Source organism: Streptomyces gamaensis (genome assembly GCF_042656465.1).
GTDB lineage: Bacteria > Actinomycetota > Actinomycetes > Streptomycetales > Streptomycetaceae > Streptomyces > Streptomyces gamaensis.
Window position 1 is genome coordinate 205,999 of sequence record NZ_JBHSPB010000010.1, and the last position, 24,774, is coordinate 230,772.

Consider the following 24,774-nt stretch of genomic DNA (forward strand, 5'->3'; position numbering starts at 1 on the left):
GGCGGCGGGGTCTCCTTCGTGTCGTGGCCCGGTGGGCGGTCCGGGCCGGTGCGTGCCGTGGTGAGGCGTGCCGTGGTCAGCCGTGGAGGGCCGCGATCGACTCCGCCAGCGCGCCGGCCACGTCCGGTACGAGCCGGTGCTCACCGTCGCACACCACGTGCCGGCCGCCGACCACCGTGTGCCGCACGTCGGCGTTGGTCGCCGCGAATACGGCCGTCTCGGCGCCCAGCAGCGGGCGCGGCCCGGCCGTGCGGACGCTGTCCAGCGCGATCGTGGTGAAGTCCGCGAGCGCGCCCGGCTCGATGCGGCCCGCCTCCGGCCAGCCGAGTGCCGCGTGGCCGTCGGCGGTGGCGGCGCGCAGCAGGGCGGCCGCCGTCCAGTGGCCGCGGGTACGGGTGCGCAGGCGCTCGTCGAGCTCCATGGCGCGGGCCTCTTCGAGCAGGTCGATCACGGCGTGGCTGTCGCTGCCCAACGACAGGGCGGAGCCCGCCCGTTGCAGGGCGACGGCGGGGCCGATGCCGTCGGCGAGGTCCCGTTCCGTGGTCGGGCACATGCACACGCCGGTCGCGGAGCCGCCGAGCAGCGCGACGTCCTCGTCGGTGAGGTGGGTGGCGTGCACGGCGACGGCGCGCGGGCCGAGCACGCCGTGGTCGGCCAGGAGGCGGGTGGGGGTGACGCCGTGCGCGGCGTGGCAGGCGTCGTTCTCGGCGGTCTGCTCGGAGAGGTGGACGTGCAGGGGTGCTTCGCGCTCGTCCGCCCACGCGGCCACAGTCGCCAACTGGCCGGCGGGCACGGCCCGTACGGAGTGCACGGCGGCGCCGATCCGCGCGTGCTCCGCGGGCTTGAGGGCGGCGGCGCGCTCGGCCCAGGCGTCGGCGGTGCCGTCGCAGAAGCGGAGCTGGTGGCGGTCGGGGGGCGCCCCGAAGCCGGAGGAGAGGTAGGCGGTGTCGAGGAGGGTGATACGGATACCGGCTTCGGCGGCGGCCGCGAGCAGGGCCTCGCCCATCGCGTTGGGGTCGGCGTAGGGAGTGCCGCCGGGGGCATGGTGCAGGTAGTGGAACTCGCCGACGCAGGTGATGCCGGCGAGGGCCATCTCGGCGTAGGTGGCGCGGGCGAGGGCGAAGTAGCTGTCGGGGGTGAGCTTTTCGGCGACGGCGTACATGGTGTCGCGCCAGGTCCAGAACGTGCCGGAGCCGAGCTGGACGGTGCCGCGCAGGGCGCGGTGGAAGGCGTGGCTGTGCGCGTTCGCGAGGCCGCCGACGGTCAGCCCGCGCAGGGTCACCGCTCCCGGCGGCGGCGCCCCCACGCCCGTACGGACGGCCGTGATCCGGCCGTCCGCCACGTCGATGGCCACGCCCGGCTCGACCTCGGGGTCCAGCCAGGCGTGCTCCGCCCAGTACGTCGTCACCGGCACGCCAGTCCCTCCAGTACGTCGGCGAGTGCGGTCACCCCGGCCAGGCAGTCGTCCTCGTCCGCCCACTCCGCGGGCGAGTGCGAGACGCCCGTGGGGTTGCGCACGAACAGCATGGCGGTGGGGACGGTACCGGAGAGGATCCCGGCGTCGTGTCCGGCCCCCGTGCCGAGGACGGGGACGCGCTCCCCGCCGTAGCGGTCGCCCAGGATGCGGCCGAGCTCGTCGCGCAGCGCGTGCTCGAACTCCACGACGGGGGTGAAGGATTCGCGGACCACCGACACGTCCACCCCGTCGCGGGCGCCCCGGTCGGCGGCCGCCTTCTCGATCTCGGCGATGACGAGGTCGAGGGTGTCCTGGTCGGCGGCGCGCGAGTCCAGCCAGCCGCGGACGAGGGAAGGGATGGCGTTGACGCCGTTCGGTTCGACGCTGACCTTGCCGAAGGTCGCGAGCGCGCCGGCGAGGCGGGCCTTCTTACGGGCCGCCAGCACCGTGTTGGCGTAGGTGAGCATGGGGTCGCGGCGGTCGTCGAGGCGCGTGGTGCCCGCGTGGTTGGCCTCGCCCCGGAAGTCGAAACGCCAGCGGCCGTGCGGCCAGATCGCGGACGCGATGCCGACGGGGTGGGCCGTGTCGGTCAGGGCCCGGCCCTGTTCGATGTGGAGCTCGACGAACGCGCCGATACGGGCGAGGCGTTCGGGATCCGGGCCGATCGCCTCCGGGTCGTGGCCGGCGCGCTCCATCGCCTCGGGAAGGCCGACGCCGTCCGCGTCACGGAGTTCGCGGGCCTTGCCGGGCGTCAGCGTGCCGGTGGCCAGGCGGGAGCCCACGCAGGCCAGACCGAAGCGGGCGCCTTCCTCGTCACCGAAGTTGACGATCGCGAGAGGGCGTCGCGGCTGCGCGCCGCGCTCGCGGAGTTCGTCGAGGGCGGCGAAGGAGGAGACGATGCCGAGGGGGCCGTCGAAGGCGCCGCCGTCGGGGACGGAGTCCAGGTGCGAGCCGGTGACGACGGCGTCTCCGGCGTTCGGGTCACCGAGCCAGGCCCATTGGTTGCCGTTGCGGTCTGTTTCGTGGGTGAGCCCTCTGGATTCGGCCTGTTCGCGGAACCATGCCCGGCAGTCGGTGTCGGCGTCGGTCCAGGCGTAGCGGCGGTAGCCGCGGGTTTCTGCGTGGAGTCCGAGGGGGTGGAGGTCGTGCCACATCTGGTGGAAGGAGGGGGGATTTCCCCAGTCCCGCCCCTTCCCTCCCCCAGCTACCGCTGGGAGGTGCCCCCAGGGGCTCCGCCCCAGACCCCGGTCGTCAAGCGGCGGGAGGGCTCCCCCTCCGGCGGAGGGGTCGGGGAAGCTCACGCGCCCTCACCCTCCCGCATCGGCACCCGGACCCCCCGGGCCTCGGCGACCGCTTCCGCTTCCTCGTAGCCCGCGTCGACGTGCCGGATGACGCCCATGCCCGGGTCGTTCGTGAGCACCCGGCGGATCTTCTCGCCGGCCAGGGGCGTGCCGTCGGCCACGGTCACCTGGCCGGCGTGGAGGGAGCGGCCCATGCCCACGCCGCCGCCGTGGTGGATGGAGACCCACGAGGCACCCGAGGCGACGTTCACCATCGCGTTCAGCAGCGGCCAGTCGGCGATCGCGTCGGAGCCGTCCTTCATGGCCTCGGTCTCGCGGTAGGGGGAGGCCACCGATCCGCAGTCCAGGTGGTCGCGGCCGATGACGACGGGGGCCGACAACTCGCCGCTCGCCACCATGTCGTTGAAGCGCTCTCCGGCCCGGTCGCGCTCGCCGTAGCCGAGCCAGCAGATGCGCGCGGGCAGGCCCTGGAAGTGGACGCGTTCGCCCGCCATGCGGATCCAGCGGGCGAGGGACTCGTTCTCGGGGAAGAGGTCGAGGATGGCACGGTCGGTGGCGGCGATGTCCTTGGGGTCGCCGGAGAGGGCCGCCCAGCGGAAGGGGCCCTTGCCCTCGCAGAACAGGGGGCGGATGTAGGCGGGCACGAACCCGGGGAAGGCGAAGGCCCGCTCGTAGCCCGCCAACTGCGCCTCGCCGCGGATGGAGTTGCCGTAGTCGAAGACCTCGGCGCCCGCGTCCTGGAAGCCGACCATGGCCTCCACGTGCCGGGCCATGGACTCGCGGGCGCGGCGGGTGAAGTCGGCGGGCTTCTCGGCGGCGTAGGAGGCCATGTCGGAGAAGTCGACGCCGAGGGGGAGGTAGGACAGCGGGTCGTGGGCGCTGGTCTGGTCGGTGACGATGTCGATGGGGGCGTTCATCGCCAGGAGCTGCGGGACGAGTTCGGCCGCGTTGCCGAGGACGCCGATGGACAGCGGGCGGCGGGCGTCCCGCGCCTCCACCGCCAGGTGGAGGGCGTGGTCGAGGGAGTCGGCCTTGACGTCCAGGTAGCGGTGGGCGATGCGGCGTTCGATGGCGCGCGGGTCGCAGTCGATACAGATCGCGACACCGTCGTTCATGGTGACGGCGAGCGGCTGGGCGCCGCCCATGCCGCCGAGTCCGGCGGTGAGGGTGATGGTCCCGGCGAGGGTGCCCCCGAACCGCTTGGCGGCCACGGCCGAGAAGGTCTCGTAGGTGCCCTGCAGGATGCCCTGGGTGCCGATGTAGATCCACGAACCGGCCGTCATCTGCCCGTACATGGTCAGGCCCAGGGCCTCAAGGCGGCGGAACTCCTCCCAGTTGGCCCAGTCGCCGACGAGGTTGGAGTTGGCGATGAGGACGCGCGGGGCCCACTCGTGGGTCTGCATCACGCCGACGGGGCGGCCGGACTGCACGAGCATGGTCTCGTCCTGCTTGAGCGACCGCAGCGTGCGCACCATCGCGTCGAAGGAGCGCCAGTCGCGGGCCGCCCTGCCGGTGCCGCCGTAGACGACGAGCTTGTCGGGGTGCTCGGCGACCTCGGGGTCGAGGTTGTTGTGCAGCATTCGCAGCGCGGCTTCCTGCTGCCATCCCCGGGCGCTCAGCTCGGTCCCTCGGGGCGCTCGCACGGGTCGCGGTCCTGACATGGGGCCCTGCCTCCCTGGCCTGACGCAAGAAGTATGAATAGAACTGTGCACATCTTCACCCTGTGAATAGCTCTAGTCAACAGCTCTCGGCCGTCCGCACCGGCGGCGCCCGGCGGGTTCGCGCCATCTTCCCGGCGTACTCCGCCCGCGAGCCCGCCACGGGCACCATGGACGCATGGGTCTCACAGGGAACGCGAGCGCCGCTGCCGCGCGGCGTACGGTGGCCGTCCGCGCGGCGGTCGGACAGGGGATCGTCGGCGAACACGCCCCGGTGGCCGCGCTGCTGGACGTCCACGGCATCCGGGCGGCCGCCGCCGCGCTGCACAGCGCCTTCGACGAGGCGGGCGGCGGACGCTGCCGCGTCCTGCACACCTTCGCGGTGAAGGCCTGCGCGCTCGTACCCGTGGTCCGGCTCCTCGCCGACGAGGGCCTGGGCTGCGAGGTCGCCAGCCCCGGCGAGCTCGCGCTGGCCCGCGCGGCGGGCGTACCGCCGGCGCGGACGGTCCTGGACTCCCCCGCCAAGACCCCGGACGAACTGCGCGAGGCCCTCGCGCTGGGCATCGCGGTCAACGCCGACAGCCGCGAGGAACTGTCCCGGCTGGACGCGCTCGTCGCCGCCGCCCCCACCGCGTCCGCCCTCGGCGTGCGCGTCAACCCGCAGGTGGGCGGCGGCAGCATCGGCGCGACCAGTACGGCCACGGCCGGCTCGAAGTTCGGGGTACCGCTGCGCGACGCGGGGGCACGCGAGTGGCTGCTGCGCGCGTACGCACAGCGCCCGTGGCTGACGGCCGTGCACACCCATGTCGGCTCACAGGGCTGCCCGTTGGGCCTGCTGGCCGAGGGTGTACGGGCCGTGTACGAGCTGGCCGAGGAGATCAACCGGGCCGCCGGACGGCAGCAGGTGCGCACCGTCGACATCGGCGGCGGGCTGCCCGTCGACTTCTCCTCGGACGAGGCCGGTCCCGACTTCGGCGCGTACGCACGGCTGTTGGCCGCGACCGCCCCCGGACTGTTCGACGGGCGCTACCAGTTGGTCACCGAGTTCGGGCGGTCACTCGTCGCCAAGAGCGGCACCGTACTGGCCCGCGTGGAAGCCACGAAGTCGGCCGGGGGGCGCCGGATCGCGGTCACGCACGCGGGCGCGCAGGTCGCGACCCGCACGGTGTACGCGCCGGAGGCATGGCCACTGCGGGTGGCCGCCCTCGACGCCCTCGGCCGCCCGAAGGCGGGGGATGCGGTGCCGCAGGATGTCGCCGGGCCGTGCTGCTTCGCGGGCGATCTGCTCGCGGCCGGCTGCGCGTTGCCGTTGCTGGAGGCGGGTGACCATGTCGCGCTGCTGGACACGGGGGCGTATTACTTCTCCGCGCACTATGCGTACAACTCGCTGGTGCGGCCGGGGGTTTACGGGTATGCGGTGGGCGGGGGTGCGGAGGTCGCGTTCGCGACCGTTCGCGAGCCGCAGTCGTTGGACGGGGTGGTGGCGGAGAGCGGTGGGGCGTATGTGGCGGGGTTGAGGGGGCTGGGCTGAGACCGTTGGTGTTCCCCAGCCCCGCCCCTGCGGCGACGACATTGATGGGTGCCGGTAACGATTCACCTACGCATCGGGCCTGACGGCGTAGGCCAATCGTCACTAGTTCACCCGCGAACGGGTTATCCACAGGGGTGGTCGACACCTCGGTCGATGCGCTGTGCTGAGGGCATGGGGGAGAGGATCGATGACGGGGCGCTGCGTGAACTTGCCGAGAAGCAAGGCGGGTTTGTGCTGTGCCCTCAGGTGGTCGCCCAAGGGGTGAAACTCGGCAATGTGGCGGTGGTCCTGCGCCGTGCGGGGTGGACACTGCTGCACCGGGGCGCATGGGCGATGCCCGGCAAGGAAGTCGACCTCCGGCTGCGCTTGCTGGCGGTACAGGCGAGGCACCCTGAAGTGGTGGCCAGCCACAGCGCTGCGGCGCAGGGGCACGGCATTGAGTTGATCAGGCCGTACAAGCTGGAGGTTGCCGCGCGTGCGAAGTACCGGGTGACCGGGGGCGGAGTCGTGTTCCACACGATGGAGCCGGCTCCTGAAGAGGTCACCGTGGTGGCAGGCGTGAGGGTGACCACGGTGGTGCGGACCATTGGCGACTTGCTCCGGACCCTGCCGCTGCACGAGGCCGTGATCGCGGCGGACTCCGTGCTGGGCAAGGATCTGGCGAGGCGGACGGAGATCAAGGAGGGGCTGAAGGCGGGTAGGGGGCGCTCGAACACGGGTGGGGCGCTGTTTGCGCTTGGGCTGGCGACGCATCTGTCCGAGTCGGTGGCGGAGTCCAAGGCGCGGCTGGAGATGAGGGATGCGGGGCTGTTCCCCGAGTTGCAGGTGGCTGTAGTGACCTCCAACGGGGGCACGCGGCGGCTGGACTTCTTCTTCCGGGAGGAGGGGCTGGCAGTGGAGATCGAGGGGTTCACCTGGCACGGGAGCCGGCGGGCGCACCAGGCGGATACGGCGCGATTCAACGAGCTCTCCGGCTGCGCGGAGGTCCGGCAGGTCCTGCGTTTTACACGGGACGACGTGTTCTATCGCCCGCGTCTGATGATCCGGACGATCCGGCAGGCGCTGGACGGGCTGCGGGGGCAGCGGGGGCGCTCGCTGCTGTGAGAGCACCGCTGGTGGCGGCGAGTGCGGTGACGAAGGCGGTCCAGGCCGGGTGCGGGATGGTGAGCGGGGGGTGGGCGGTGTTTTTGGAGTCCCGCACCAGGGTGAGGGCCGGGAGGTGGTCGGCGACCTCGACACAACTGTTGGGGTCAATCCCCTGGCTGTAGGAGCTCTTGCGGGTGTTACGCGGTTGGGCTGCTGTGGGGGGCGGTGACGGTGGCTATGAAGGTGGCCCAGGCGGTGGTGCGGAAGGTTATGACGGGGCCGTGGGGGGTTTTGGAGTCCCGGACGGGCACGGTGCCGGGGAACTCATCGGCTACCTCGACGCAGTCGTGGCTGTCGACACTGTGGCTGCTCTTGCGCCAAGTGGCCCTGATCAGGTCAGGTCGGACGGTACGCACGGGCAATCTCCTCAAGTACCTTGCGAACGAGCACTCGTGACGCCTTCGGGGCGAGAGCTTGCTTGTGGAGCTGGTCGTAGAACGCGGTGTACTCCACGACGCTCGCGGGTTCCGTGACGAACAGTCCGGTCAAGGGCGCGGCACGGTAGACGATGGTCTGCCCGTTGGGCATGTCGAAGATGGTGACGACACCGATGCGGTTCATGTGGAAAACGGCATCGCGCGGGAGGATCCTGATGTTCACCCCGGTATCCGACATCCGGTCCAGCAGGTCCATGAGCTGTCGTCCGGTGACCTCGGGGCTTCCCACGAGGTAGTTGAGCCCCGGCTCGCCGAGTACCAGTGCGTATTCCGGAGCGTTCGGCTTGCGAAGTACTTCGCGTCGCCGCGCACGAAAGGCAACCTTTTCTTCGAGGTTCCCTCCATAGAACGTCATGCCGCGTTCGAGCATGGCCCTCGTGTACTCGTCGTTCTGCAGAAGCGCTGGCACGTACGCCTCAAGGTGCCGAATCCTGACCGCTCGCGACTCGATCTCGAAGTACTTCTGGATCCACTTGGCGCCAGGACTGTCGTTCAGGTGGTCCCACGCTTCCAGCAGTCGGCCATTCGCTTCGAGCGCAGCGTCCAGCAGCCTGACGACCTCTTCGGTCGGCGGCAGCAGCTTCCCGTTCTCGTACCGGGAGATCACGGTGTGGGTGAGGTGGACGGCCTTGGCGAGCTCCCACTGTTTGAGGCCCCGCGCCTGGCGGAGTTCCCGGAGGAGGATTCCGAACTGTTCGACGAGGGAGGGGTGCGGGGGCGTGGACGCGGGAGCGGACATGGGTGTACTCACCACTTTCGTGGGAGGGGGGCAAGCGTTGGATGCGGTGGAGCCTATGGGTTCCGGAGGATACTGGTGCGCAGAACCACGGAAGTAACTCCGGCCGTACGAAGCCGCGTTCGAGCCTCCGTATGCCGTGATGCCCCGCACAACGCATCCCACACCTCCGCGCGCTCACCGCCGAGCAGAACGCAACCCCACCCCGAAGGAGATCACCCTGCCATGCCCGTATGCCCCGGCACAGCCATGACGTACAGGGGCCACCCCGAACCGCCGGGCGACCCCGCGGCCGTGGATGCCGCGAAGGCGATCCTGGCTGCGCACCCCGCGCCGTCCGCGGAGGAGCTGGCGGCCGCAACGGCCGTACTGCGTACGTACATCAGACGGACGACGGCCGAGTTGAAGACGCTCGCGGAGCGGCTGCCCGCCCAGGATCCTCGCAGGGCTCCCGCCCGGCGTACGGCCGACAGTGCCTTTTTCCGTGCCGCGCAGGAGGACGGGCCGGGCAACGGCCTGATGAGTGCGCGGGATTACTGCCGTCGGTTGCTGTGGGCGGCGCTGGAGGTACGGGAGTACTACGACACGCTCCGGAAGGAGGCGCAAGGCCCGGACGGCACCGTGTGTGAGGCCCCCGATGGTAGCGGGGGCCTCACCGCCCAGGAGGATCCTTGATCCGAGGCCGTTCGGCAAGTGCCGGGCCCCGGGAACGCCCGTACGGCGAAAGCCCAAACGCTAGACTGCGGCGCAGTCATCGGGAAACCCACCCTCCCGGATGATCAGGCCCCCGCCGGGATTGCCCTCCCGGCGGGGGCTGTTGGCCGTCGGGAGGATCCGTGAGCTTGACCTGTCACCCTTACCGCCTCGTCCTCTGGGACGTGGACCACACGCTCATCGACGGTGCCGGCGTCAGTCGTGAGGCCTACGCCGCCGCGTTCGCCAGGGTCACCGGGAAGCCCCTGCGGGCGCCCGCGCCCATGGCCGGGCGGACCGAGTTGTCGATCGCGACCGAGACGTTGCGGCTCAACGGGGTGGAGCCCGATCACGCGACCGTGCGGCGGCTCGCGGCGGCGATGAACGACGAGGTGCACGCGCGGGCGGAGGATCTCGCCGCCGCCGGGCGCGAACTGCCGGGTGCCAGGGCGGCGTTGGCGGCCCTGGCTCGTACGCGCGGCGTGCACCAGTCCGTGCTGACCGGAAACCTCCGCTCGGTGGCCGAGCTGAAGCTGAAGACCTTCGGGCTGGCGGAGCATCTGGACTTCGACTGCGGCGCGTACGGGGACGACGCGCACGAGCGGCCGCAGCTGCTCCCGTACGCCTGGCGCCGGGCCCGTACGCGCCTCGGGCGGGAATTCGGCGGGCCGGAGACGGTCGTCATCGGGGACACCGTTCTCGACGTCGCGACCGCGAAGGCGGGCGGCGCGCTCGCGGTCGCCGTCGCGACGGGACGGGCGTCGGTGGCCGAACTCGCCGCCTCCGGCGCGGATTTCGTGCTGCCCGATCTCAGGGATACGGCCGCCGTGGCGGCCGCCGTACGCGGATAGCGCCGGGCGCCGCCCGGAAGGTCCGGCGCGGCGCCCGCAGCAGTATCCGTCAACGCTATTCGTCGAACGCTATTCGTAGAACGGTATTCGTGGAACGTTATTCGTCGGCCAGCAGGCCGCGGCGCAGTTTCGCCAGTGTCCGCGACAGCAGTCGCGACACATGCATCTGCGAGATGCCGAGTTCCTCGCCGATCTCGGACTGCGTCATGTTGGCGACGAAGCGCAGGGAGAGAATGAGGCGGTCGCGGGACGGCAGTCGCGCGATCATCGGCTTCAACGACTCGACGTACTCGATGCCTTCGATGCCGTGGTCCTCGTAGCCGATGCGCGCGGCGAGGGTGGCCTCCGTGTCGTCTTCGGCGGCGTGGGCGTCCAGCGAGGTCGCCGAATAGGCGTTGCTGGCGGCCATGCCCTCGACGACCTCGTCCTGCGAGATGCCGAGGCGCTGGGCGAGTTCGGCGACGGTGGGGGAGCGGTCGAGCTGCTGGGCGAGCTCGTCGCCGGCCTTGACCAGGTCCAGGCGGAGTTCCTGGAGGCGGCGCGGGACGCGCACGGACCAGCTGGTGTCGCGGAAGAAGCGCTTGATCTCGCCGATGATCGTCGGCATCGCGAACGTGGGGAATTCCACGCCCCGGCTGAGCTCGAACCGGTCGATGGCCTTGATCAGGCCTATCGTGCCGACCTGGATGATGTCCTCCATCGGTTCGCTGCGCGAACGGAACCGGGAGGCGGCGAACTTCACGAGCGCCAGGTTGAGTTCGATGAGGGTGTTACGGACGTACGCGTATTCGTGCGTGCCCTCTTCGAGTTCGGTGAGCCGCGCGAAAAGCGTCTTCGAAAGGGCTCGCGCGTCGAGCGGGTCGACCTCGCGGGGATCGACCTCGCGGGGGTCGAGAACGGTCCGGTGGCCGGTCCCGTCGGGGCCGGCGGCGGCCCGCGGAGCGGGAATACGGGGCGCGTCGCCGGTGTACGGGTCGCCCTCGAAGTGCTGCGGGGCGCCGTCCGCGTACGGGGCGCTCTCCGCCGCGGCGGTGGAACCGCCGCGCGCGTGCCGCTCGCGGGCCGGGACCGCGACGGCCAAGTCTGGGGTGGTGCGCGCACGGTGCGCGCCATTCGACGACGCGGCCTGCCGGAGGCAGTCGCGCGATGCGTCGAGCCGGGGTGACATGGGTCTCCTCCATCATTCTCGGCATAAGGCTGCCGATGCCGTGTGCGTCGTGCTGCGGTGTGCGGCGCCTCCAAAGCCGTCTGTGGCGGAATGTCCTCTACTAGCCCTACCGGGCTTTACCTCCACATGGCAAGTGCGTTACATCCGGCTATGTCTGAAATGCCGGATCTTCGGCTTCCCGAGGGCGTATGGAAGGCGTAGGGTTCTCGAAGCCCCACGCAGCCACACCGGGAAGGGATACGGATGGATCGCGGGATGGTCGGCAGTGCGAGCAGGGGCCGGCTGAGTGTCGATGTCAGGCCTCATGGAAAGAGCGCCGTTGTCACGCCGGCAGGTGAGCTCGATCACCACACGGCCGAGTTGCTGCGCAAGCCGCTCGACGCCTGCGTCGAGGAGGGCCGGGCCCGGTTGGTCGTGGACTGCTCCCAGCTGGAGTTCTGTGATTCCACGGGTCTGAACGTGCTGCTCGGAGCCCGGCTGAAGGCCGAGGCGGCGGGCGGTGGGATCCATCTGGCCGCGATGCGGCCCGTCGTGGCCCGGGTTTTCGAGATCACCGGAGCCGAGGCGGTCTTCACCGTCCACGATTCGCTCGATTCGGCGCTCGCCGACTGAAGCCCGCAGCCGGGCTCCGCCGCCGAAGGAATCCGTGTCACGTGCGTCACGTTGCGCGCGTCACAGGGATCGCGGTGAAGTCACGGGTGTTTCTCCGGGACGGTCGGGCAGGAGTCTGTCTGCCGAATCCGGCAATCTGCCAGGTGACCACAATTTTCTGAATCGGGAATCGGTGAGGTGAAGTGCTGATGAGCACCACGCGGCCGTGGCCTCCGCCGGGCGACTCCGGTCCGCAGCCGGGCGGCAGCGCCTCCTGCGGCACGCCCTCCCCGGTGGCGCGGGGCCCGGTTCCGGCGCGTCCGTCCGTACCCGCCGAGCCGCCGTCGGCGGGTACGGCCGCGAGTGCGGAGCCGGCGGCCGAGGCGCACGCGCCCGCCGCGGCCGCTGCCCGTACCCGTCGGCTGCGTCTCGTCGACGTCAGCGGTGCTGTGCCGATGGCGCGCGACTTCACCCGGGCCGCGCTCACCGACTGGGGCTGGCTGCCCGCGCTCACCGCCGACCACCGGGCCGCGGCCGAGGACGTGCTGCTCGTCGTCTCCGAACTGGTCACCAACGCCTGCCTGCACGCCGACGGCCCCGAGGAACTCCGCGTCAGCTGCGCGGACAAGGTGCTGCGGCTGGAGGTCACCGACCTCGGCGCCGGCGCGCCCGCCCCCCGCAACCCCCACCGCGCGGGCCGGCCCGGCGGGCACGGCATGTTCATCGTCCAGCGGCTGTGCCTCGACTGGGGCGTCGTCCGCAATGAGAACGGTGCCGGGAAGACGGTCTGGGCGGAGCTCGCCGCGCCTTCCTGACCGCTCCTTGCCGTCCGGGCTTCTGACCGTCCTGCGGCGCAACGGTCTTCTGTCTCGTCCCTCTCTTCCCTCCTCGCGGTCCCCGGCGTACCGTCGTCGGCCCGATCTGATGTGTCGTCAGTAGTCGTGCGTCCGCGCACCGGCGACGACACCGGACGAGAGGGGAACCGAGGTGTTCCGCGACCCACGTCACCCCGTCATCCGGCACGGCACCCCCGCCCTCGCCGCGCTGCTGGCCGGCGGGGCGCTCCTGCTGGCCGCCCCGCCCGCGGCCGCCGAATCCGTCGACGTCAACTACCAGTGCAAGACACCGATCGGTGACAAGAGCGCCGTGTCGCCCATCGACATCAAGGCGGAGCCCAGTGGTGACACCTACAAGCTCACCGTGATCTTCGGCAAAGGTGTCTCCTCCAGCCCCATCGAGCTCCCCAAGGGCGTGATGAAACCGAGCGCCGTCGTCAAGCTCGGCGGCGACGACAGCGGTACGGTCCCGGTCGAGGGACCCGCGAACGACGCGGCGATCCCGCCCAACACCCCCATAAAGATCAACGACTTGTCGGGGACCTACACCCCCAAGAAGAGCGGCAAGGTCACCTTCACGGCCTCCGTCCTGACCATCGCCGCGATGGGCACCACCACGACCTGCACCCCCTCCAACAACCCCAAGCCCTCCCTGACCCTCGACGTCAAGGCCCCGGGCGGCAGCTCCGGCGGCTCCGGTGGCTCGTCGTCGGGATCCACGTCCGGGTCGAGCTCCGGGTCCACGTCCGGGTCGAGTTCCGGCACCAACGGCTCGGGCGGCTCCGGCAGTTCGGGCGGTACGGGCGGTACGGGCAGTACGGGCGGTACGGGCGGTACGAGCACCGGCGGCGACACCGGCGGTACGGGCACCACCGGCGCCGGCTCCACCGGCGGCAAGCTCCCGCAGACCGGGCCCTCCGACTCCGCCATCGCCCTCGGCACCCTCGGCGGCACCCTGCTCCTCTCCGGCGTCGGCGGCGCCCTCTGGCTCACCCGGCGCCACCGTCCCGCCGACCCCCGCTGACCCACCCGCACCCCCGTACGTACACCGGGACCCAGGGAGCCGCCGATGCCGCCGACGTCCCCCCGCCGTGGCACGGGGCGCCGCCTCGCCGCGGTACTCAGCGTCACCGCGCTCGCCCTCATCCTCCTCAACTCCCCTGCCGCAAACGGTGCGTTCGCGGACGCGAAGGACTGGGCCGTGGTGCCCGTCCCCGCCGGCCGGTCCGGACCCGGCGCCGAGGACCGGTCCGCGTTCTATCTGGAGGGCACCCCGGGCACGGTCCTGGAGGACAGACTCTCGGTCGTCAACCCCGCGGACCGGCCGCTCACCCTCGAACTGCGCGGCACCGGCCCCTGGATCGCGCTCGGCGCGCGGAGACTGGAGGTCCCCGCCCGTACCCGCGCGGACGTCCCCGTCGGCGTCAGCGTGCCCGCCGACGCCGGACCCGGCGACCACCCGGCCGCGATCCTCGCCACGGCGGACGGGCGTACCGCCCGCGTCCGGCTCACCGTGCGCGTACGCGGCGCCGCGCTGCCCGCACTCGCCGTCGAGAACCTCCGCGTCGGCGGTGACGGGGGCGGCGCCGTCATCCACTACGCGCTCGTCAACCGGGGCAATACGGTGCTTGTCGCTCCGCGGGTGGCGATCCGGGCCGAGGGGCTCTTCGGCGAAGTGCTGCGCCGTACGCCTGACGGCGTGCCGTCCGCGCTGCCGCCCGGCGGGCGGGCCCCGCTGGCCGAACGCTGGCCCGGGGCGCCCCGCTGGGACCTGGTCACGGTCCGGGTCACCGCGACGGCGCGGGGGGCCGCCCCAGCGGTGGGCTCCGCCGGGTACGTGCCGTGGCGGTGGCTCGGGCCCACGGGGGTGCTTGCCGGGGGCGTGTGCGGGTGCGCGGTGTGGCTGCGGCTGCGGATGCGGATGCGTTTCCGGCCCACCACTCCCCCCCACCCACCCGGCACCCGGAAACGAAAGCTTTCCCCCCGGGGGCTCCGCCCCCGAACCCCCGCAGGGGGCTCCGCCCCCCGCCCCCCGACCCCGCGCGACCCCGCCCCGGAAGGCACCCCTGAACCGGTCGCGCGTGCCTCCTCGTCGGCGGGCAGCCCTGCCCCCGGAAGCGCCGCCGCTCGCGCGCCGGGAGGCGGTCCCGCGCCGGGTGCCGACGGCACTCCCGCGAGTGCCGTCGATGCCCCCTGCACAGGGGCGACCTCGGCCCCGGCACGCGGTTCCGCCGCCGGAAGTACCCACGTCCCCGCGCCAGGAGGTCTCCCCGCCCCGGGTGCCGACGGCACCCCCACGAGCGCCGCCGACGCACCTCGTACAGGGGCGACCCCTACACCGGCAGCCGGCACCACCCCCGGAAGCGCCGCCGCTCGCGCGCCGGGAGGCGGTCCCGCGCCGGGTGCCGGCGGCACTCCCGCGACCGCCCCCGACACCCCCCGCCCGCAGGCGACCCCCGCTCCGGCTGGCACCCCTGCCCCCGGAAGCACCCGCGCCCCCGCGCCGGGAGGCACCCCCGCCCCCGCCCCCGACGGCACCCCCGCCCCGGGAGCCGCCCCGTGAAGCCCCTCCGCCTCTGCGCCCGCGCCGTGCTCACCCTGCTCGCCGCCCTCCTCCTCATCCCCCTTCTCGTGCTGCTGCCCGCCGCGCACGCTTCCGACGGGCCCACCGTCGCGCTGGACCGGGGCGCTGCCGGGGCCGGGGGGACCGTGACGGTCAGTGGGGGCGGGTGGCGGCCGGGGACGTTGTTGACGTTGATCATTTGTGGGCAGAACATGATCGGCGGTACCAACGCCTGCGCGAACGCGGAAGGGCGGACCGTGACCACTGGCCACGACGGCGCCTTCCGGCGTGAACTGCCCGTCGCCGCGCCCCCGAAGCCCTGCCCGTGCGTCGTGCACGTGGCGGCCGTCACGGACGACGGGACGGCCGCCGACGCGGCCTTCACCGTCGCCGGGCACCCCGTCGCGCCGCTGCCGGAGCAGAGCGGCGACGAGCGGCTGGGGGTGATCTCCGCGCGGCTCGACGGCAGGAGCGGGCTGCTCACGTGGTTCGGGGCGCCGCCGCGCCGCACCCTGGTCGTCACCCTCGGCAACGTCGGCTCGGCACCCGCCCGCGACCCCGTCTTCCGGGTCGGCACCGCGCACGGGGTGCTCGCCCCCAGCTGGGAGGACCGGCGCTGGCGGGGCACGATCCGGGCGGGGCGGCGGGCCCGGGTCGCGCTCGACGTGGAGCTCGCGGCGGGCGCGCACGGCGACTACACGGTCTCGCTCACCTACGGCGGCAAGGTGCTCGTCGAGAAGCCCTGGGACGTCCCCCGGCCCTGGGGCGTGACGCTGTTCTGGATCCTGCTGTGCGTGGTGGTCCCGGCGGGCCTGTACCGGGCCGGGATGGCGGTCGTGGACCGGCTGCGCCCGCGCACCGCCGCCGCCCCGGCCCGTACGGACGACGGCTCCCCGGCCCGTACGGACGGCGCGTCCGCACCCGTGAACGGCAGCGCCCCCGCGCTGCCGTGGTTCACCCGCGACGCGGACCCCACGGGCAGACGGCGCCGGTGACAAGCCGGTGAAAAGCCGGTGCCCCCGGCGCGGAATCCGCGCCGGGGGCACCCGGTCGTGCGAGCGGGGCGTCCTCAGCGGACGTCGCCCATGAGCGCCACGATGCGCTTGCGGTACACCCACACCGCGATACCGGCGACGACCGCCATCACCGCCTCGATACCGACCATGACGGGGCTGTTGAGCTTCACGTCGTTCAGCGAGAGCAGACCCGTGAAGCAGTCGCCCGCGGTGACCGCGAGGAACCACACGCCCAGCATCTGGCTCGCGTACTTCTGCGGCGCCAGCTTGGTCGTGACCGACAGGCCCACGGGGGACAGGCACAGCTCACCGATGGTCTGGATCATGTAGATCGACAGCAGCCACATCGGGCTCGCCTTGCCGCCGTCCTGCGTCATCAGCATCGGGACGACGAAGATCGCGAACGAGGCGCCGATGAAGAACATCGCCATCGCGAACTTCACCGTGGTGCTGGGCTCGCGGTTGCGGCGCGAGAGCGCCATCCACACGGAGGCGATCACCGGGGCGAGCGCCATGACCCAGGCCGGGTTCACGGACTGGAACCAGGTGGAGGGGAAGCTCAGACCGAAGAGGGTGTCGGAGGTCTGCTTCTCGGCGAAGGTCGACATCGTCGAGCCGGCCTGGTCGAAGATCATCCAGAACACGGCGGCGGCGACGAAGAACCAGATGTAGCCGCTGACCTTGGTCTGCTCGGTGTCCGAGAGGTCCTTGTCGCGCTTGATGCGCAGGAGCACGGTGACCGGGATGATCAGACCGGCGATCGTGATCGGGTACAGCGCCCACTTCAGGTTCCACTGGCCGGAGGCGACGATCGCGCCGTAGAAGACGGCGGCGATGGCCAGCCAGATCAGGCCCTTCTTCAGCCAGGTGTTGCGCTCGGCGACCGTCAGCGGGGTCGGCACGACACTGCTCTGCGGGGACATCCAGCGGGTGCCGAACAGGAAGCAGATCAGACCCAGGCCCATGCCCGCGGCCGCGATGGCGAAGCCGAGGTGCCAGTTGAACTTCTGACCGATCGTGCCGATCACCAGCGGCGAGAAGAAGCTGCCGAGGTTGATGCCGATGTAGAAGATCGTGAAGCCGCCGTCGCGGCGCGGGTCCTGCGGGCCGTCGTAGAGGTGGCCGACCATCGTGGAGATATTGGCCTTCAGCAGACCCGAGCCGACCGCCACGATCGCCAGACCGGCGAAGAAGGAGGCCTGGCCGGGGATCGCCAGCACCAGGTGACCCACCATGATCACGCCGGCCGCGATGGCGACGGTCTTGCGCGGGCCCCAGACCCGGTCACCGATCCAGCCGCCCGGCATCGTGAGCAGGTACACCATGGCCACGTAGACCGAGTAGATCGCGAGCGCGCTCGTCTCGGGCATGTGGAGGCCGCCGCCCTGGGAGCCGGGCTTGGCGTCCGGGCCGCCGGCGATCAGGTAGACGACGAGAAGGGCACGCATGCCGTAGTAGCTGAAGCGCTCCCACATCTCCGTCAGGAAGAGCGGGGCCAGGCCAATCGGATGGCCGAGAAGGGTCTTGCCGCCGGCGGGAGAGGTCTTCTCCGGGGCCGGGCTTCCCTTCGTCAGGCTGGACGCCATGGTCGATCCTTGTGTGTCGGGACGCGCGGTCGAGCGATTGCGCGCCCTTGTGGGGTTGGCCGGCACCGGCTACTGCACCGCCCGCCCCCACGCCCCAGGGGTTCGGCCCTCCACTGGACGGGAGAGGCCGGCAGGACGGCCGTACACCGGGATCCACGCCCCCGCGCATCCTCGCGCGGTGGACCCGGCCGACAGGTCATTCACTGTCCTACAAGGCTGGTGGCCCAGCCTCTGGCACAACAGAGACCTTCGGCGTGCGGTGGTGGCCGAAGGTCCTCCGGGTGCTTGGTACAGACGTGCAGGTCACCATACGTCACACACTGCCCCGAAACGGAAGCGGTTGAGACGCGGATCACAGCCTTTCGCGGAACCGTTCGGAAGGATTCGAAGGTGGGTTTGCTCTTGGTGAAGTGTTGCCCGTGGTAGCTGTGAGTACACCTCTGACGTGCGCCCGGGCGGACTACCATCAACGGCATGACCCGAGTACTGCTCGCCGAGGATGACGCGTCCATCTCGGAACCGCTCGCACGCGCCCTGCGCCGTGAGGGCTATGAGGTGGAGGTGCGAGAAGACGGCCCCGCGGCCCTCGACGCCGGCCTCAAAGGAGGAGTGGACCTGCTCGTCCTCGACCTCGGGCTGCCCGGCATGGACGGCCTGGAGGTCTGCCGCAGGCTGCGCACCGAGGGCCACGGTTTCCCGGTGCTGGTGCTGACCGCGCGCGCCGACGAAGTGGACACCGTGGTCGGCCTGGACGCCGGCGCCGACGACTATGTGACCAAGCCCTTCCGGCTCGCGGAGCTGCTGGCCCGGGTGCGGGCCCTGCTGCGCCGCGGCACCGCCGACACCCAGCAGCCGCCCGCCACCCACGGGGTGCGCATCGACGTCGAGTCGCACCGCGCCTGGATGGGCGACGAGGAACTCCAGCTCACCGCCAAGGAGTTCGACCTGCTGCGGGTCCTGGTCCGGGACGCCGGCCGGGTCGTCACCCGCGACCAGCTGATGCGCGAGGTGTGGGACACCACCTGGTGGTCCTCCACCAAGACGCTGGACATGCACATCTCCTGGCTCCGCAAGAAGCTGGGCGACGACGCGGCGAACCCGCGGTACATCGCCACCGTCCGCGGTGTCGGTTTCCGCTTCGAGAAGAGCTGACCCGAGGTAACCCGGTCCCGTGCGCCGCCGACTGATCAACTCCACACTCGCCGTCGTTCTCGTCGTGATCGCCGTCTTCGGCATCTCCCTGGTGATCGTCGAGACCCGCACCATCGAGAGCAGCGCGCAGGAGAGCGTGCAGTCGGAGGCCGTGCGGCTGGTCAGCATCGTCGACAGCAGACTGGCCGCGAACGAGCGCGTCGAGTCGGGGGTGCTCAGCGAACAGATCACCCCCGACCGCTACGCGCGCATCGAGATCCCCGGCCAGCCGCCCATCCAGATCGGCGAGCGGCCCGCGGGCGGGGTCATCACCGCGACACAGAAGGGTGAGGAGGGCGAGACCGTACGGGTCGAGGAGTCCCGCTCGGCGGTCAGCCGCGAGGTGGGCCGCACCCTGCTGGTGATCCTCGCCGTCGCCATGCTCGCCGTCGTCGCCGCCGTCTTCCTGGCCGTACGGCAGGCCAACCGGCTCACCGCGCCCCTCACCGACCTCGCCGAGACCGCCGAACGGCTCGGCTCCGGCGACCCCCGGCCCCGGCACCGCCGCTACGGCGTGCCCGAACTCGACCGCGTCGCCGACGTCCTGGACTCCAGCGCCGAGCGCATCGCCCGGATGCTCACCGCCGAGCGGCGGCTCGCCGCCGACGCCTCGCACCAGCTGCGCACCCCGCTGACCGCGCTGTCCATGCGGCTGGAGGAGATCACCCTCACCGACGACCCCGACACGGTCAAGGAAGAGGCCACGATCGCCCTCACCCAGGTCGAGCGGCTCACCGACGTCGTGCAGCGGCTGCTGACCAACTCCCGTGATCCGCAGTCCAGCTCGGCCGTCACCTTCGACCTCGACGAGGTCATCAAGCAGCAGATCGAGGAGTGGCGGCCCGCCTCCCGCAGCGAGGGCCGGGCGCTGGTGCGCTCCGGCCGGCAGGGCCTGCGCGCCGTCGGCACCCCCGGTGCCGTCTCCCAGGTCATCGCCACACTCATCGAGAACTCCCTGATGCACGGCGACGGTACGGTCGCCCTGCGCACCCGCGTCACCGGCAACCAGGCCGTCGTCGAGGTCTCCGACGAGGGCCCCGGTGTCCCGCCCGACCTGGGGGCCCGGGTCTTCGAGCGCACGGTCAGCGGCCGCAACTCCACCGGTCTGGGCCTCGCGGTCGCCCGCGATCTGGCCGAGGCGGACGGGGGGCGTCTGGAACTCCTGCAGGCCAGCCCGCCGGTCTTCGCGCTCTTCCTGAGCCGGGACGCGGACCAGCCGGAGGTCCCGGAGGTGCCGGAGGAGCGTGAGGCGCCTGCCCGGAAGGACGCCCCCGGTGCTGTGGGGGACGAGCAGCGCGGGGAGCGGCCGGAGAGCGGCGCGGAGGCGTAGGGCCTGCGGCCCCGCCGCTCCGAGTCGGCCTGCGGCCCGCCGCCAAGTCCCCGCGCGGGTCCCCCGTTACTTCCCCGCCCGGACCCGCTGCGGCCTGCCGTCCACGAGGAACGATTCAGCGGTCTGGACGGCCGCCCGGCGGAACACCCACGTGCGGTAGGACCAGAAGCGGAAGACCGTGCCCAGGCCCAGGCCCACCACGTTCTTGGCGATGTTGGACGCGAGCGCGGAGCGGAAGTCCAGGCCGTAGTAGGCGATCGCCAGGACGCCGTTCTCGATCACCAGGCCCGCGCCGCTGAACAGCAGGAACAGCCACAGCTCACGGCTGCGCCGGCTGCGGTCGCAGTCGCGGTACGTCCAGTAGCGGTTGCCCACGTAGTTGGCGGCGATCGCGACGACGGTCGCGATGATGCCGGACCGCACCACGGCGAGGTCCAGCACGTGCCGGCAGAAGTTGAAGACGATGAAGTTGACCACGAACCCGATGGCCCCGACCGCGCCGAACTTCGCGATCTCGCGGGCCAGTCGCTCCAGCCGGGAACGCACTGCGCGCCGTTGACTCATGACGATCGTCAGGCTCCGTTGATGGACGGTCGGGGGACAGGTCGGGAAGAGGAACGGAAAGCCGGGCCGGGGGCACGCGGGCGTCCCTCCTGCGGCTCGGGCGGCCCTCATGCTATCCGGAGGATCCGTTCCCGGAGGGCCGCGGCCGGTGAACGCGGGGCGAACGCGTGGTGCGGCCGGAACATATCGGCCACGCCCGGGACCCGGCCGGGACTCGTGCGATCGTCCAAGGGCGGTCGGGGGTGTTCGCGTGTGCGGATACCCTGGGGTGCGTGACGTTCCCGGTAGTCGGCATGGTCGGCGGCGGCCAGCTCGCCCGTATGACCCACGAGGCGGGCATCCCCCTCGGTATCAGATTCAAGCTGCTCAGTGACGCCCCACAGGACTCGGCGGCCCAGGTGGTGAACGAGGTCGTCATCGGTGATCACCGTGATCTCGACACCCTTCGTGCGTTCGCACAAGGCTGTGACGTGATCACTTTCGATCACGAACACGTACCGACCGAGCACCTGCGGGCCCTGGAAGCGGACGGAATTCCCGTCCGGCCAGGGCCCGACGCTTTGGTGCACGCCCAGGACAAGGGCGTGATGCGGGCGAAGCTCGACGCGATCGGCATCCCCTGTCCACGGCACCGCCTCGTCGCGGATCCGGCCGATGTGGAGCGCTTCGCCGCGGAGGCCGGAGGGTTTCCGGTCGTCCTCAAGACGGTGCGCGGCGGTTACGACGGCAAGGGCGTGTGGGTCGTGCGCGACGCCGCCGAGGCCGCCGAGCCGTTCCGGGCCGGTGTGCCCGTGCTCGCCGAGGAGAAGGTCGACTTCGTCCGCGAGCTCGCGGCGAACGTCGTGCGCTCTCCGCACGGCCAGGCCGTCTCCTATCCCGTCGTGGAGTCCGTCCAGGTCGACGGCGTGTGCGACACCGTGATCGCGCCCGCGCCCGGCCTGTCCGACGAGCTCTCCGCGCACGCCCAGCAACTCGCCCTGAAGATAGCGGCGGAGCTGGGCGTCGTCGGCCATCTCGCGGTCGAGCTGTTCGAGACCCGCGACGGCCGCGTCCTCGTCAACGAGCTCGCCATGCGCCCGCACAACTCCGGCCACTGGACCCAGGACGGCGCCGTCACCTCCCAGTTCGCCAACCACGTACGGGCCGTGCTCGACCTCCCGCTCGGCGACCCCCGCCCCCGCGCCCGCTGGACGGTCATGGCCAACGTCCTCGGGGGCGACTACCCCGACATGTACGCGGCGTATCTGCACTGCATGGCCCGCGACCCCGGCCTGAAGATCCATATGTACGGCAAGGACGTGAAGCCCGGCCGCAAGGTCGGACACGTCAACACCTACGGCGACGACCTGGACGACGTGCTCGACCGCGCCCGCCACGCCGCCGGATACCTGCGAGGAACGATCACCGAATGAACGGTTCCCCCCTGGTCGGCATCGTCATGGGCTCCGACTCCGACTGGCCCGTCATGGCCGAGGCCGCCAAGGCGCTCACCGAGTTCGACGTCCCCTACGAGGTCGATGTCGTCTCCGCGCACCGTATGCCCCGCGAGATGGTCGCCTACGGCGAACAGGCCGCCGGACGCGGCCTGAAGGCGGTCATCGCGGGCGCGGGCGGCGCCGCCCATCTGCCCGGCATGCTCGCCTCCGTCACCCCGCTGCCGGTCATCGGCGTGCCCGTCCCGCTCAAGTACCTCGACGGCATGGACTCGTTGCTGTCCATCGTGCAGATGCCCGCCGGGGTGCCGGTCGCCGCCGTCTCCGTGGCCGGTGCCCGCAACGCCGGGCTGCTGGCCGTCCGGATGCTCGCCGCGCACGACGGGCAACTCCAGGACCGGATGCGCGCGTTCCAGGAGGACCTCAACACCCAGGCCACCGAGAAGGGCAAGCGGCTGCGCGCCCGGATCGAGGGCGCCAACGGCTTCGGATTCGGGCAGTGAACGCCATGACCGACACAACGAACACAGACAGCGCCGGCGGCGAACTCCTCGACCGCGCCCGCGCCCTCCTCTCCGCGCACCCCGTCGTCGACGGCCACAACGACCTGCCCTGGGCGCTGCGCGAACAGGTCCGCTACGACCTCGACCGCCGCGACATCGCCGCCGACCAGAGCGCCTGTCTGCACACCGACCTGCCCCGGCTGCGCGCGGGCGGCGTCGGCGCGCAGTTCTGGTCCGTGTACGTGCGCTGCTCCCTCGCCGGTGACGCGGCCGTCAGCGCCACCCTCGAACAGATCGACGCCGTGCGGCAGTTGGCCCTGCGCTATCCGTCGGACCTGCGGCTGAGCTACTGCGCCGACGACATGGAGGCCGCCCGCGAGGAGGGGCGCATCGCCTCCCTGATGGGCGCCGAGGGCGGGCACAGCATCAACTGCTCGCTGGCGACGCTGCGGGCCCTGCACCGGCTCGGCGTGCGCTACATGACCCTCACGCACAACTTCAATGTGCCGTGGGCCGATTCGGCGACCGACGAGCCCGTCGCGGGCGGACTGACCCGGTTCGGCGAGGAGGTCGTGCGCGAGATGAACCGGGTCGGGATGCTGGTCGACCTCTCGCACGTGTCCGCCGACACGATGCGGGACGCGCTGCGGGTGAGCGAGGCACCGGTGCTCTTCTCGCACTCCTCGGCGCGGGCCGTCTGCGACCATCCGCGCAACATCCCGGACGACGTGCTGGCCGCGCTGCCCGCCAACGGTGGTGTGGCGATGGCGACTTTCGTGCCGAAGTTCATCCTCCCCGCCGCCGCCGAATGGACCCGTGGCGCCGAGGCCAATATGCGGGCGCACGGCTTCGACGCGCTGGCGCACACGCCCGAGGCGATGGAGGTGCACCGGGCGTACGAGGCGCGGTGCCCCCGGCCGCGCGCGACCGTGGAGACCGTCGCCGACCACCTCGACCACATGCGGGAGGTCGCCGGGATCGACCACATCGGGATCGGCGGGGACTTCGACGGGACGGCGTTCACGGCGGACGGCCTGCAGGACGTCTCCGGGTATCCGAACCTGATCGCCGAACTGCTGCGGCGCGGCTGGTCGGAGGCGGACCTGGCGAAGCTCACGTGGCACAACGCGGTGCGGGTGCTGCGCGACGCGGAGTCGGTCGCCCGGGGGCTGTCCGTGGTGCGCGGGCCCTCCAACGCGACGGTCGAGGAACTGGACGGATAGGGGCGGGGGTCCCTTGCCTCAGGCCGGGTGCCTCACGCCATCGGCTTCGTCTTGATCACGCAGAAGACGCCGCCCCACGGGTCCTGCACCACCGCCATACGGCCCGCGATCATGTCGAACGGGGGCTTGAGGACGTTGCCGCCCGCGCGGATCAGGGCGTCGACCGTGCTGTCGCAGTCGTCGACGGCGAAGTAGACCGTCCAGTTCGGGGGTGTGCCCTCGGGCAGGTTGGACAGGCTCTGCATCCCGCCGACGGGCTCGCCGCCGGCCTTCAGGGCGAAGTAGCCGTCGGCGCCCTCCATGGGCGTCGCCTCGATGCCGAAGGCGGCGGCGTAGAAGGCCGAAGCGGCTGTGACATCAGGGGTGTTGAGCTCGTTCCAGACGAGGGCGCCGGGGGCGCGGGTGACGCCCGCGCCGGCGAAGTCCTTGGCCTGCCAGATGCCGAAGACGGCGCCCGTCGGGTCGGAGGCGACCGCCATGCGGCCGAGGTCCATCACGTCGAGGACGCCCAGCTCGACCTTGCCGCCGGCCGCGGTGATCGCGCGGCTGGCCGCGTCGGCGTCGGCGACGGCGAGGTAGGTGGTCCACACGGTGGGCGGCGCCGGCTCCGGCGCGCTGCCGTCCGGGTTCATCGCCGACATGATCCCGGCGACGGGCCTGCCGTTGAGCTCGCAGACCGCGTAACCCCCGGTCTCCGGCGGGCCGACCTGTCCCTGCCAGCCGAACAGGTCGCGGTAGAAGTCCAGCGCGGCCTGCTGCTCGGGGACCATCAGATCGACCCAGCAGGGGGTGCCGGGGGCGTACGGACCGGTGACCTCTGGCATGACGCGAGCCTCCAACGCGGCGGGTACGGACCCCTGCGGCCCGTACAGACCACCCTGGAGGCTCACGGACGGCCCCGCCACCGGGCGGGCCCGTCCGGGGCCGTGAACAGCGTGAAGAGGCGGTGAAAGGGCAGGCA

General features: G+C 71.8%; 23 protein-coding genes and 1 pseudogene. 14 read left to right on the forward strand and 10 right to left on the reverse strand.

The window, feature by feature from the left end; translation table 11 throughout:
- Positions 1 to 76: 76 nt before the first annotated feature.
- The 3 genes from ACFP1Z_RS18505 to hutU all read right to left on the reverse strand — a co-directional run bounded on the left by ACFP1Z_RS18505 (position 77) and on the right by hutU (position 4,418).
- A complete protein-coding gene (locus ACFP1Z_RS18505) occupies positions 77 to 1,414 on the reverse strand; it encodes a formimidoylglutamate deiminase (RefSeq protein WP_390317527.1) in 1,338 nt (445 codons plus the stop codon).
- Complete coding sequence (locus ACFP1Z_RS18510) at positions 1,405 to 2,610, reverse strand: allantoate amidohydrolase (RefSeq protein ID WP_390317528.1); 1,206 nt, start codon at positions 2,608 to 2,610, stop codon at positions 1,405 to 1,407. Before ACFP1Z_RS18510 ends, ACFP1Z_RS18505 begins: the two co-directional genes overlap by 10 nt.
- 143 nt (positions 2,611 to 2,753) lie before the next feature.
- Entirely contained in the window at positions 2,754 to 4,418 is a 1,665-nt protein-coding gene (gene hutU, locus ACFP1Z_RS18515) for a urocanate hydratase (protein ID WP_390317529.1), read from the reverse strand.
- 175 nt (positions 4,419 to 4,593) lie between these two features.
- Between hutU and ACFP1Z_RS18520 the strand changes: the two genes are divergently transcribed.
- Complete coding sequence (locus tag ACFP1Z_RS18520; protein WP_390317530.1) at positions 4,594 to 5,946, forward strand: type III PLP-dependent enzyme domain-containing protein; 1,353 nt, start codon at positions 4,594 to 4,596, stop codon at positions 5,944 to 5,946.
- Positions 5,947 to 6,117: 171 nt separating this feature from the next.
- Entirely contained in the window at positions 6,118 to 7,050 is a 933-nt protein-coding gene (locus ACFP1Z_RS18525; RefSeq protein WP_390317531.1) for a hypothetical protein, read from the forward strand.
- Here ACFP1Z_RS18525 and ACFP1Z_RS18530 read toward each other — a convergent pair.
- From ACFP1Z_RS18530 to ACFP1Z_RS18540, 3 genes and pseudogenes are all read right to left on the reverse strand, one after another.
- Positions 6,950 to 7,213, reverse strand: a pseudogene (locus ACFP1Z_RS18530) (DUF397 domain-containing protein); the annotation flags it as partial. The gene ACFP1Z_RS18525 and the pseudogene ACFP1Z_RS18530 sit on opposite strands and share 101 nt — an antisense overlap.
- A 16-nt stretch (positions 7,214 to 7,229) precedes the next feature.
- Entirely contained in the window at positions 7,230 to 7,448 is a 219-nt protein-coding gene (locus ACFP1Z_RS18535) for a DUF397 domain-containing protein (RefSeq protein ID WP_390317532.1), read from the reverse strand.
- Positions 7,429 to 8,268, reverse strand: coding sequence for a helix-turn-helix domain-containing protein (locus tag ACFP1Z_RS18540; protein ID WP_390317533.1), 840 nt, complete (start codon positions 8,266 to 8,268; stop codon positions 7,429 to 7,431). The genes ACFP1Z_RS18535 and ACFP1Z_RS18540 overlap by 20 nt, the downstream gene beginning before the upstream one ends.
- Before the next feature lie 222 nt (positions 8,269 to 8,490).
- On the opposite strand from ACFP1Z_RS18540, the gene ACFP1Z_RS18545 reads away from it, so the two are divergent.
- Together ACFP1Z_RS18545 and ACFP1Z_RS18550 are read left to right on the forward strand one after the other, a co-directional pair.
- Positions 8,491 to 8,940 carry a DUF6415 family natural product biosynthesis protein gene (locus tag ACFP1Z_RS18545; RefSeq protein WP_390317535.1) on the forward strand — a complete coding sequence of 150 codons (450 nt, stop codon included), beginning with the start codon at positions 8,491 to 8,493 and terminating at the stop codon, positions 8,938 to 8,940.
- A 161-nt stretch (positions 8,941 to 9,101) separates the two neighbouring features.
- Positions 9,102 to 9,809 (forward strand): HAD family hydrolase, encoded by a 708-nt coding sequence (locus ACFP1Z_RS18550; RefSeq protein WP_390317536.1) that lies wholly within the window; start codon positions 9,102 to 9,104, stop codon positions 9,807 to 9,809.
- Between the two features lie 97 nt (positions 9,810 to 9,906).
- On the opposite strand, the gene ACFP1Z_RS18555 is transcribed toward ACFP1Z_RS18550, so the two are convergent.
- Positions 9,907 to 10,977 carry an RNA polymerase sigma factor SigF gene (locus ACFP1Z_RS18555; protein WP_390317537.1) on the reverse strand — a complete coding sequence of 357 codons (1,071 nt, stop codon included), beginning with the start codon at positions 10,975 to 10,977 and terminating at the stop codon, positions 9,907 to 9,909.
- Between the two features lie 243 nt (positions 10,978 to 11,220).
- On the opposite strand from ACFP1Z_RS18555, the gene ACFP1Z_RS18560 reads away from it, so the two are divergent.
- The 5 genes from ACFP1Z_RS18560 to ACFP1Z_RS18580 all read left to right on the forward strand — a co-directional run bounded on the left by ACFP1Z_RS18560 (position 11,221) and on the right by ACFP1Z_RS18580 (position 15,962).
- Positions 11,221 to 11,589: an STAS domain-containing protein gene (locus ACFP1Z_RS18560; protein WP_390317539.1), complete on the forward strand. Its 369-nt coding sequence runs from the start codon at positions 11,221 to 11,223 to the stop codon at positions 11,587 to 11,589.
- Positions 11,590 to 11,777: 188 nt separating this feature from the next.
- The gene (locus tag ACFP1Z_RS18565) at positions 11,778 to 12,383 is read left to right on the forward strand and encodes an ATP-binding protein (protein ID WP_390317541.1); all 606 of its coding nucleotides are present in this window, start codon (positions 11,778 to 11,780) and stop codon (positions 12,381 to 12,383) included.
- Between the two features lie 172 nt (positions 12,384 to 12,555).
- Positions 12,556 to 13,428, forward strand: a complete 873-nt coding sequence (locus tag ACFP1Z_RS18570) for a peptidase (RefSeq protein ID WP_390317542.1) — start codon at positions 12,556 to 12,558, stop codon at positions 13,426 to 13,428.
- 45 nt (positions 13,429 to 13,473) lie between these two features.
- On the forward strand, positions 13,474 to 14,967 hold the full coding sequence (locus ACFP1Z_RS18575) for a hypothetical protein (RefSeq protein WP_390317544.1): 1,494 nt from the start codon (positions 13,474 to 13,476) through the stop codon (positions 14,965 to 14,967).
- Positions 14,964 to 15,962 carry a hypothetical protein gene (locus ACFP1Z_RS18580; protein ID WP_390317546.1) on the forward strand — a complete coding sequence of 333 codons (999 nt, stop codon included), beginning with the start codon at positions 14,964 to 14,966 and terminating at the stop codon, positions 15,960 to 15,962. The genes ACFP1Z_RS18575 and ACFP1Z_RS18580 overlap by 4 nt, the downstream gene beginning before the upstream one ends.
- A gap of 74 nt (positions 15,963 to 16,036) precedes the next feature.
- Here ACFP1Z_RS18580 and ACFP1Z_RS18585 read toward each other — a convergent pair whose 3' ends face one another.
- On the reverse strand, positions 16,037 to 17,569 hold the full coding sequence (locus tag ACFP1Z_RS18585; protein ID WP_390317548.1) for a peptide MFS transporter: 1,533 nt from the start codon (positions 17,567 to 17,569) through the stop codon (positions 16,037 to 16,039).
- 474 nt (positions 17,570 to 18,043) lie between these two features.
- Between ACFP1Z_RS18585 and ACFP1Z_RS18590 the strand changes: the two genes are divergently transcribed.
- Together ACFP1Z_RS18590 and ACFP1Z_RS18595 are read left to right on the forward strand one after the other, a co-directional pair.
- On the forward strand, positions 18,044 to 18,721 hold the full coding sequence (locus ACFP1Z_RS18590; RefSeq protein WP_390317550.1) for a response regulator transcription factor: 678 nt from the start codon (positions 18,044 to 18,046) through the stop codon (positions 18,719 to 18,721).
- 19 nt (positions 18,722 to 18,740) lie between these two features.
- Entirely contained in the window at positions 18,741 to 20,090 is a 1,350-nt protein-coding gene (locus ACFP1Z_RS18595) for an ATP-binding protein (protein ID WP_390317551.1), read from the forward strand.
- 66 nt (positions 20,091 to 20,156) lie between these two features.
- On the opposite strand, the gene ACFP1Z_RS18600 is transcribed toward ACFP1Z_RS18595, so the two are convergent.
- A complete protein-coding gene (locus ACFP1Z_RS18600) occupies positions 20,157 to 20,654 on the reverse strand; it encodes a GtrA family protein (protein WP_390317552.1) in 498 nt (165 codons plus the stop codon).
- A 272-nt stretch (positions 20,655 to 20,926) separates the two neighbouring features.
- Here ACFP1Z_RS18600 and ACFP1Z_RS18605 point away from each other — a divergent pair, with 272 nt between their 5' ends.
- From ACFP1Z_RS18605 to ACFP1Z_RS18615, 3 genes are read left to right on the forward strand one after another with little or no spacing between them, the layout of a single operon-like run.
- A complete protein-coding gene (locus tag ACFP1Z_RS18605) occupies positions 20,927 to 22,066 on the forward strand; it encodes a 5-(carboxyamino)imidazole ribonucleotide synthase (RefSeq protein WP_390317553.1) in 1,140 nt (379 codons plus the stop codon).
- Positions 22,063 to 22,590 carry a 5-(carboxyamino)imidazole ribonucleotide mutase gene (gene purE, locus ACFP1Z_RS18610; protein ID WP_390317554.1) on the forward strand — a complete coding sequence of 176 codons (528 nt, stop codon included), beginning with the start codon at positions 22,063 to 22,065 and terminating at the stop codon, positions 22,588 to 22,590. The genes ACFP1Z_RS18605 and purE overlap by 4 nt, the downstream gene beginning before the upstream one ends.
- 5 nt (positions 22,591 to 22,595) lie before the next feature.
- Entirely contained in the window at positions 22,596 to 23,813 is a 1,218-nt protein-coding gene (locus tag ACFP1Z_RS18615) for a dipeptidase (RefSeq protein ID WP_390317555.1), read from the forward strand.
- A 32-nt stretch (positions 23,814 to 23,845) separates the two neighbouring features.
- On the opposite strand, the gene ACFP1Z_RS18620 is transcribed toward ACFP1Z_RS18615, so the two are convergent.
- Complete coding sequence (locus ACFP1Z_RS18620; RefSeq protein ID WP_390317556.1) at positions 23,846 to 24,637, reverse strand: VOC family protein; 792 nt, start codon at positions 24,635 to 24,637, stop codon at positions 23,846 to 23,848.
- Between the last annotated feature and the right edge of the window lie 137 nt (positions 24,638 to 24,774).

Excerpts from the sequence above, each read along its gene's own strand:
- ACFP1Z_RS18510 (WP_390317528.1), bottom strand. The coding sequence starts at position 2,610 with ATGTGGCACGACCTCCACCCCCTCGGACTCCACGCAGAAACCCGCGGC.
- hutU (WP_390317529.1), bottom strand. The coding sequence starts at position 4,418 with ATGTCAGGACCGCGACCCGTGCGAGCGCCCCGAGGGACCGAGCTGAGC.
- ACFP1Z_RS18520 (WP_390317530.1), top strand. The coding sequence starts at position 4,594 with ATGGGTCTCACAGGGAACGCGAGCGCCGCTGCCGCGCGGCGTACGGTG.
- ACFP1Z_RS18525 (WP_390317531.1), top strand. The coding sequence starts at position 6,118 with ATGGGGGAGAGGATCGATGACGGGGCGCTGCGTGAACTTGCCGAGAAG.
- ACFP1Z_RS18540 (WP_390317533.1), bottom strand. The coding sequence starts at position 8,268 with ATGTCCGCTCCCGCGTCCACGCCCCCGCACCCCTCCCTCGTCGAACAG.
- ACFP1Z_RS18545 (WP_390317535.1), top strand. The coding sequence starts at position 8,491 with ATGCCCGTATGCCCCGGCACAGCCATGACGTACAGGGGCCACCCCGAA.
- ACFP1Z_RS18555 (WP_390317537.1), bottom strand. The coding sequence starts at position 10,977 with ATGTCACCCCGGCTCGACGCATCGCGCGACTGCCTCCGGCAGGCCGCG.
- ACFP1Z_RS18560 (WP_390317539.1), top strand. The coding sequence starts at position 11,221 with ATGGATCGCGGGATGGTCGGCAGTGCGAGCAGGGGCCGGCTGAGTGTC.
- ACFP1Z_RS18565 (WP_390317541.1), top strand. The coding sequence starts at position 11,778 with ATGAGCACCACGCGGCCGTGGCCTCCGCCGGGCGACTCCGGTCCGCAG.
- ACFP1Z_RS18575 (WP_390317544.1), top strand. The coding sequence starts at position 13,474 with ATGCCGCCGACGTCCCCCCGCCGTGGCACGGGGCGCCGCCTCGCCGCG.
- ACFP1Z_RS18585 (WP_390317548.1), bottom strand. The coding sequence starts at position 17,569 with ATGGCGTCCAGCCTGACGAAGGGAAGCCCGGCCCCGGAGAAGACCTCT.
- ACFP1Z_RS18590 (WP_390317550.1), top strand. The coding sequence starts at position 18,044 with ATGACCCGAGTACTGCTCGCCGAGGATGACGCGTCCATCTCGGAACCG.
- ACFP1Z_RS18600 (WP_390317552.1), bottom strand. The coding sequence starts at position 20,654 with ATGAGTCAACGGCGCGCAGTGCGTTCCCGGCTGGAGCGACTGGCCCGC.
- purE (WP_390317554.1), top strand. The coding sequence starts at position 22,063 with ATGAACGGTTCCCCCCTGGTCGGCATCGTCATGGGCTCCGACTCCGAC.
- ACFP1Z_RS18615 (WP_390317555.1), top strand. The coding sequence starts at position 22,596 with ATGACCGACACAACGAACACAGACAGCGCCGGCGGCGAACTCCTCGAC.
- ACFP1Z_RS18620 (WP_390317556.1), bottom strand. The coding sequence starts at position 24,637 with ATGCCAGAGGTCACCGGTCCGTACGCCCCCGGCACCCCCTGCTGGGTC.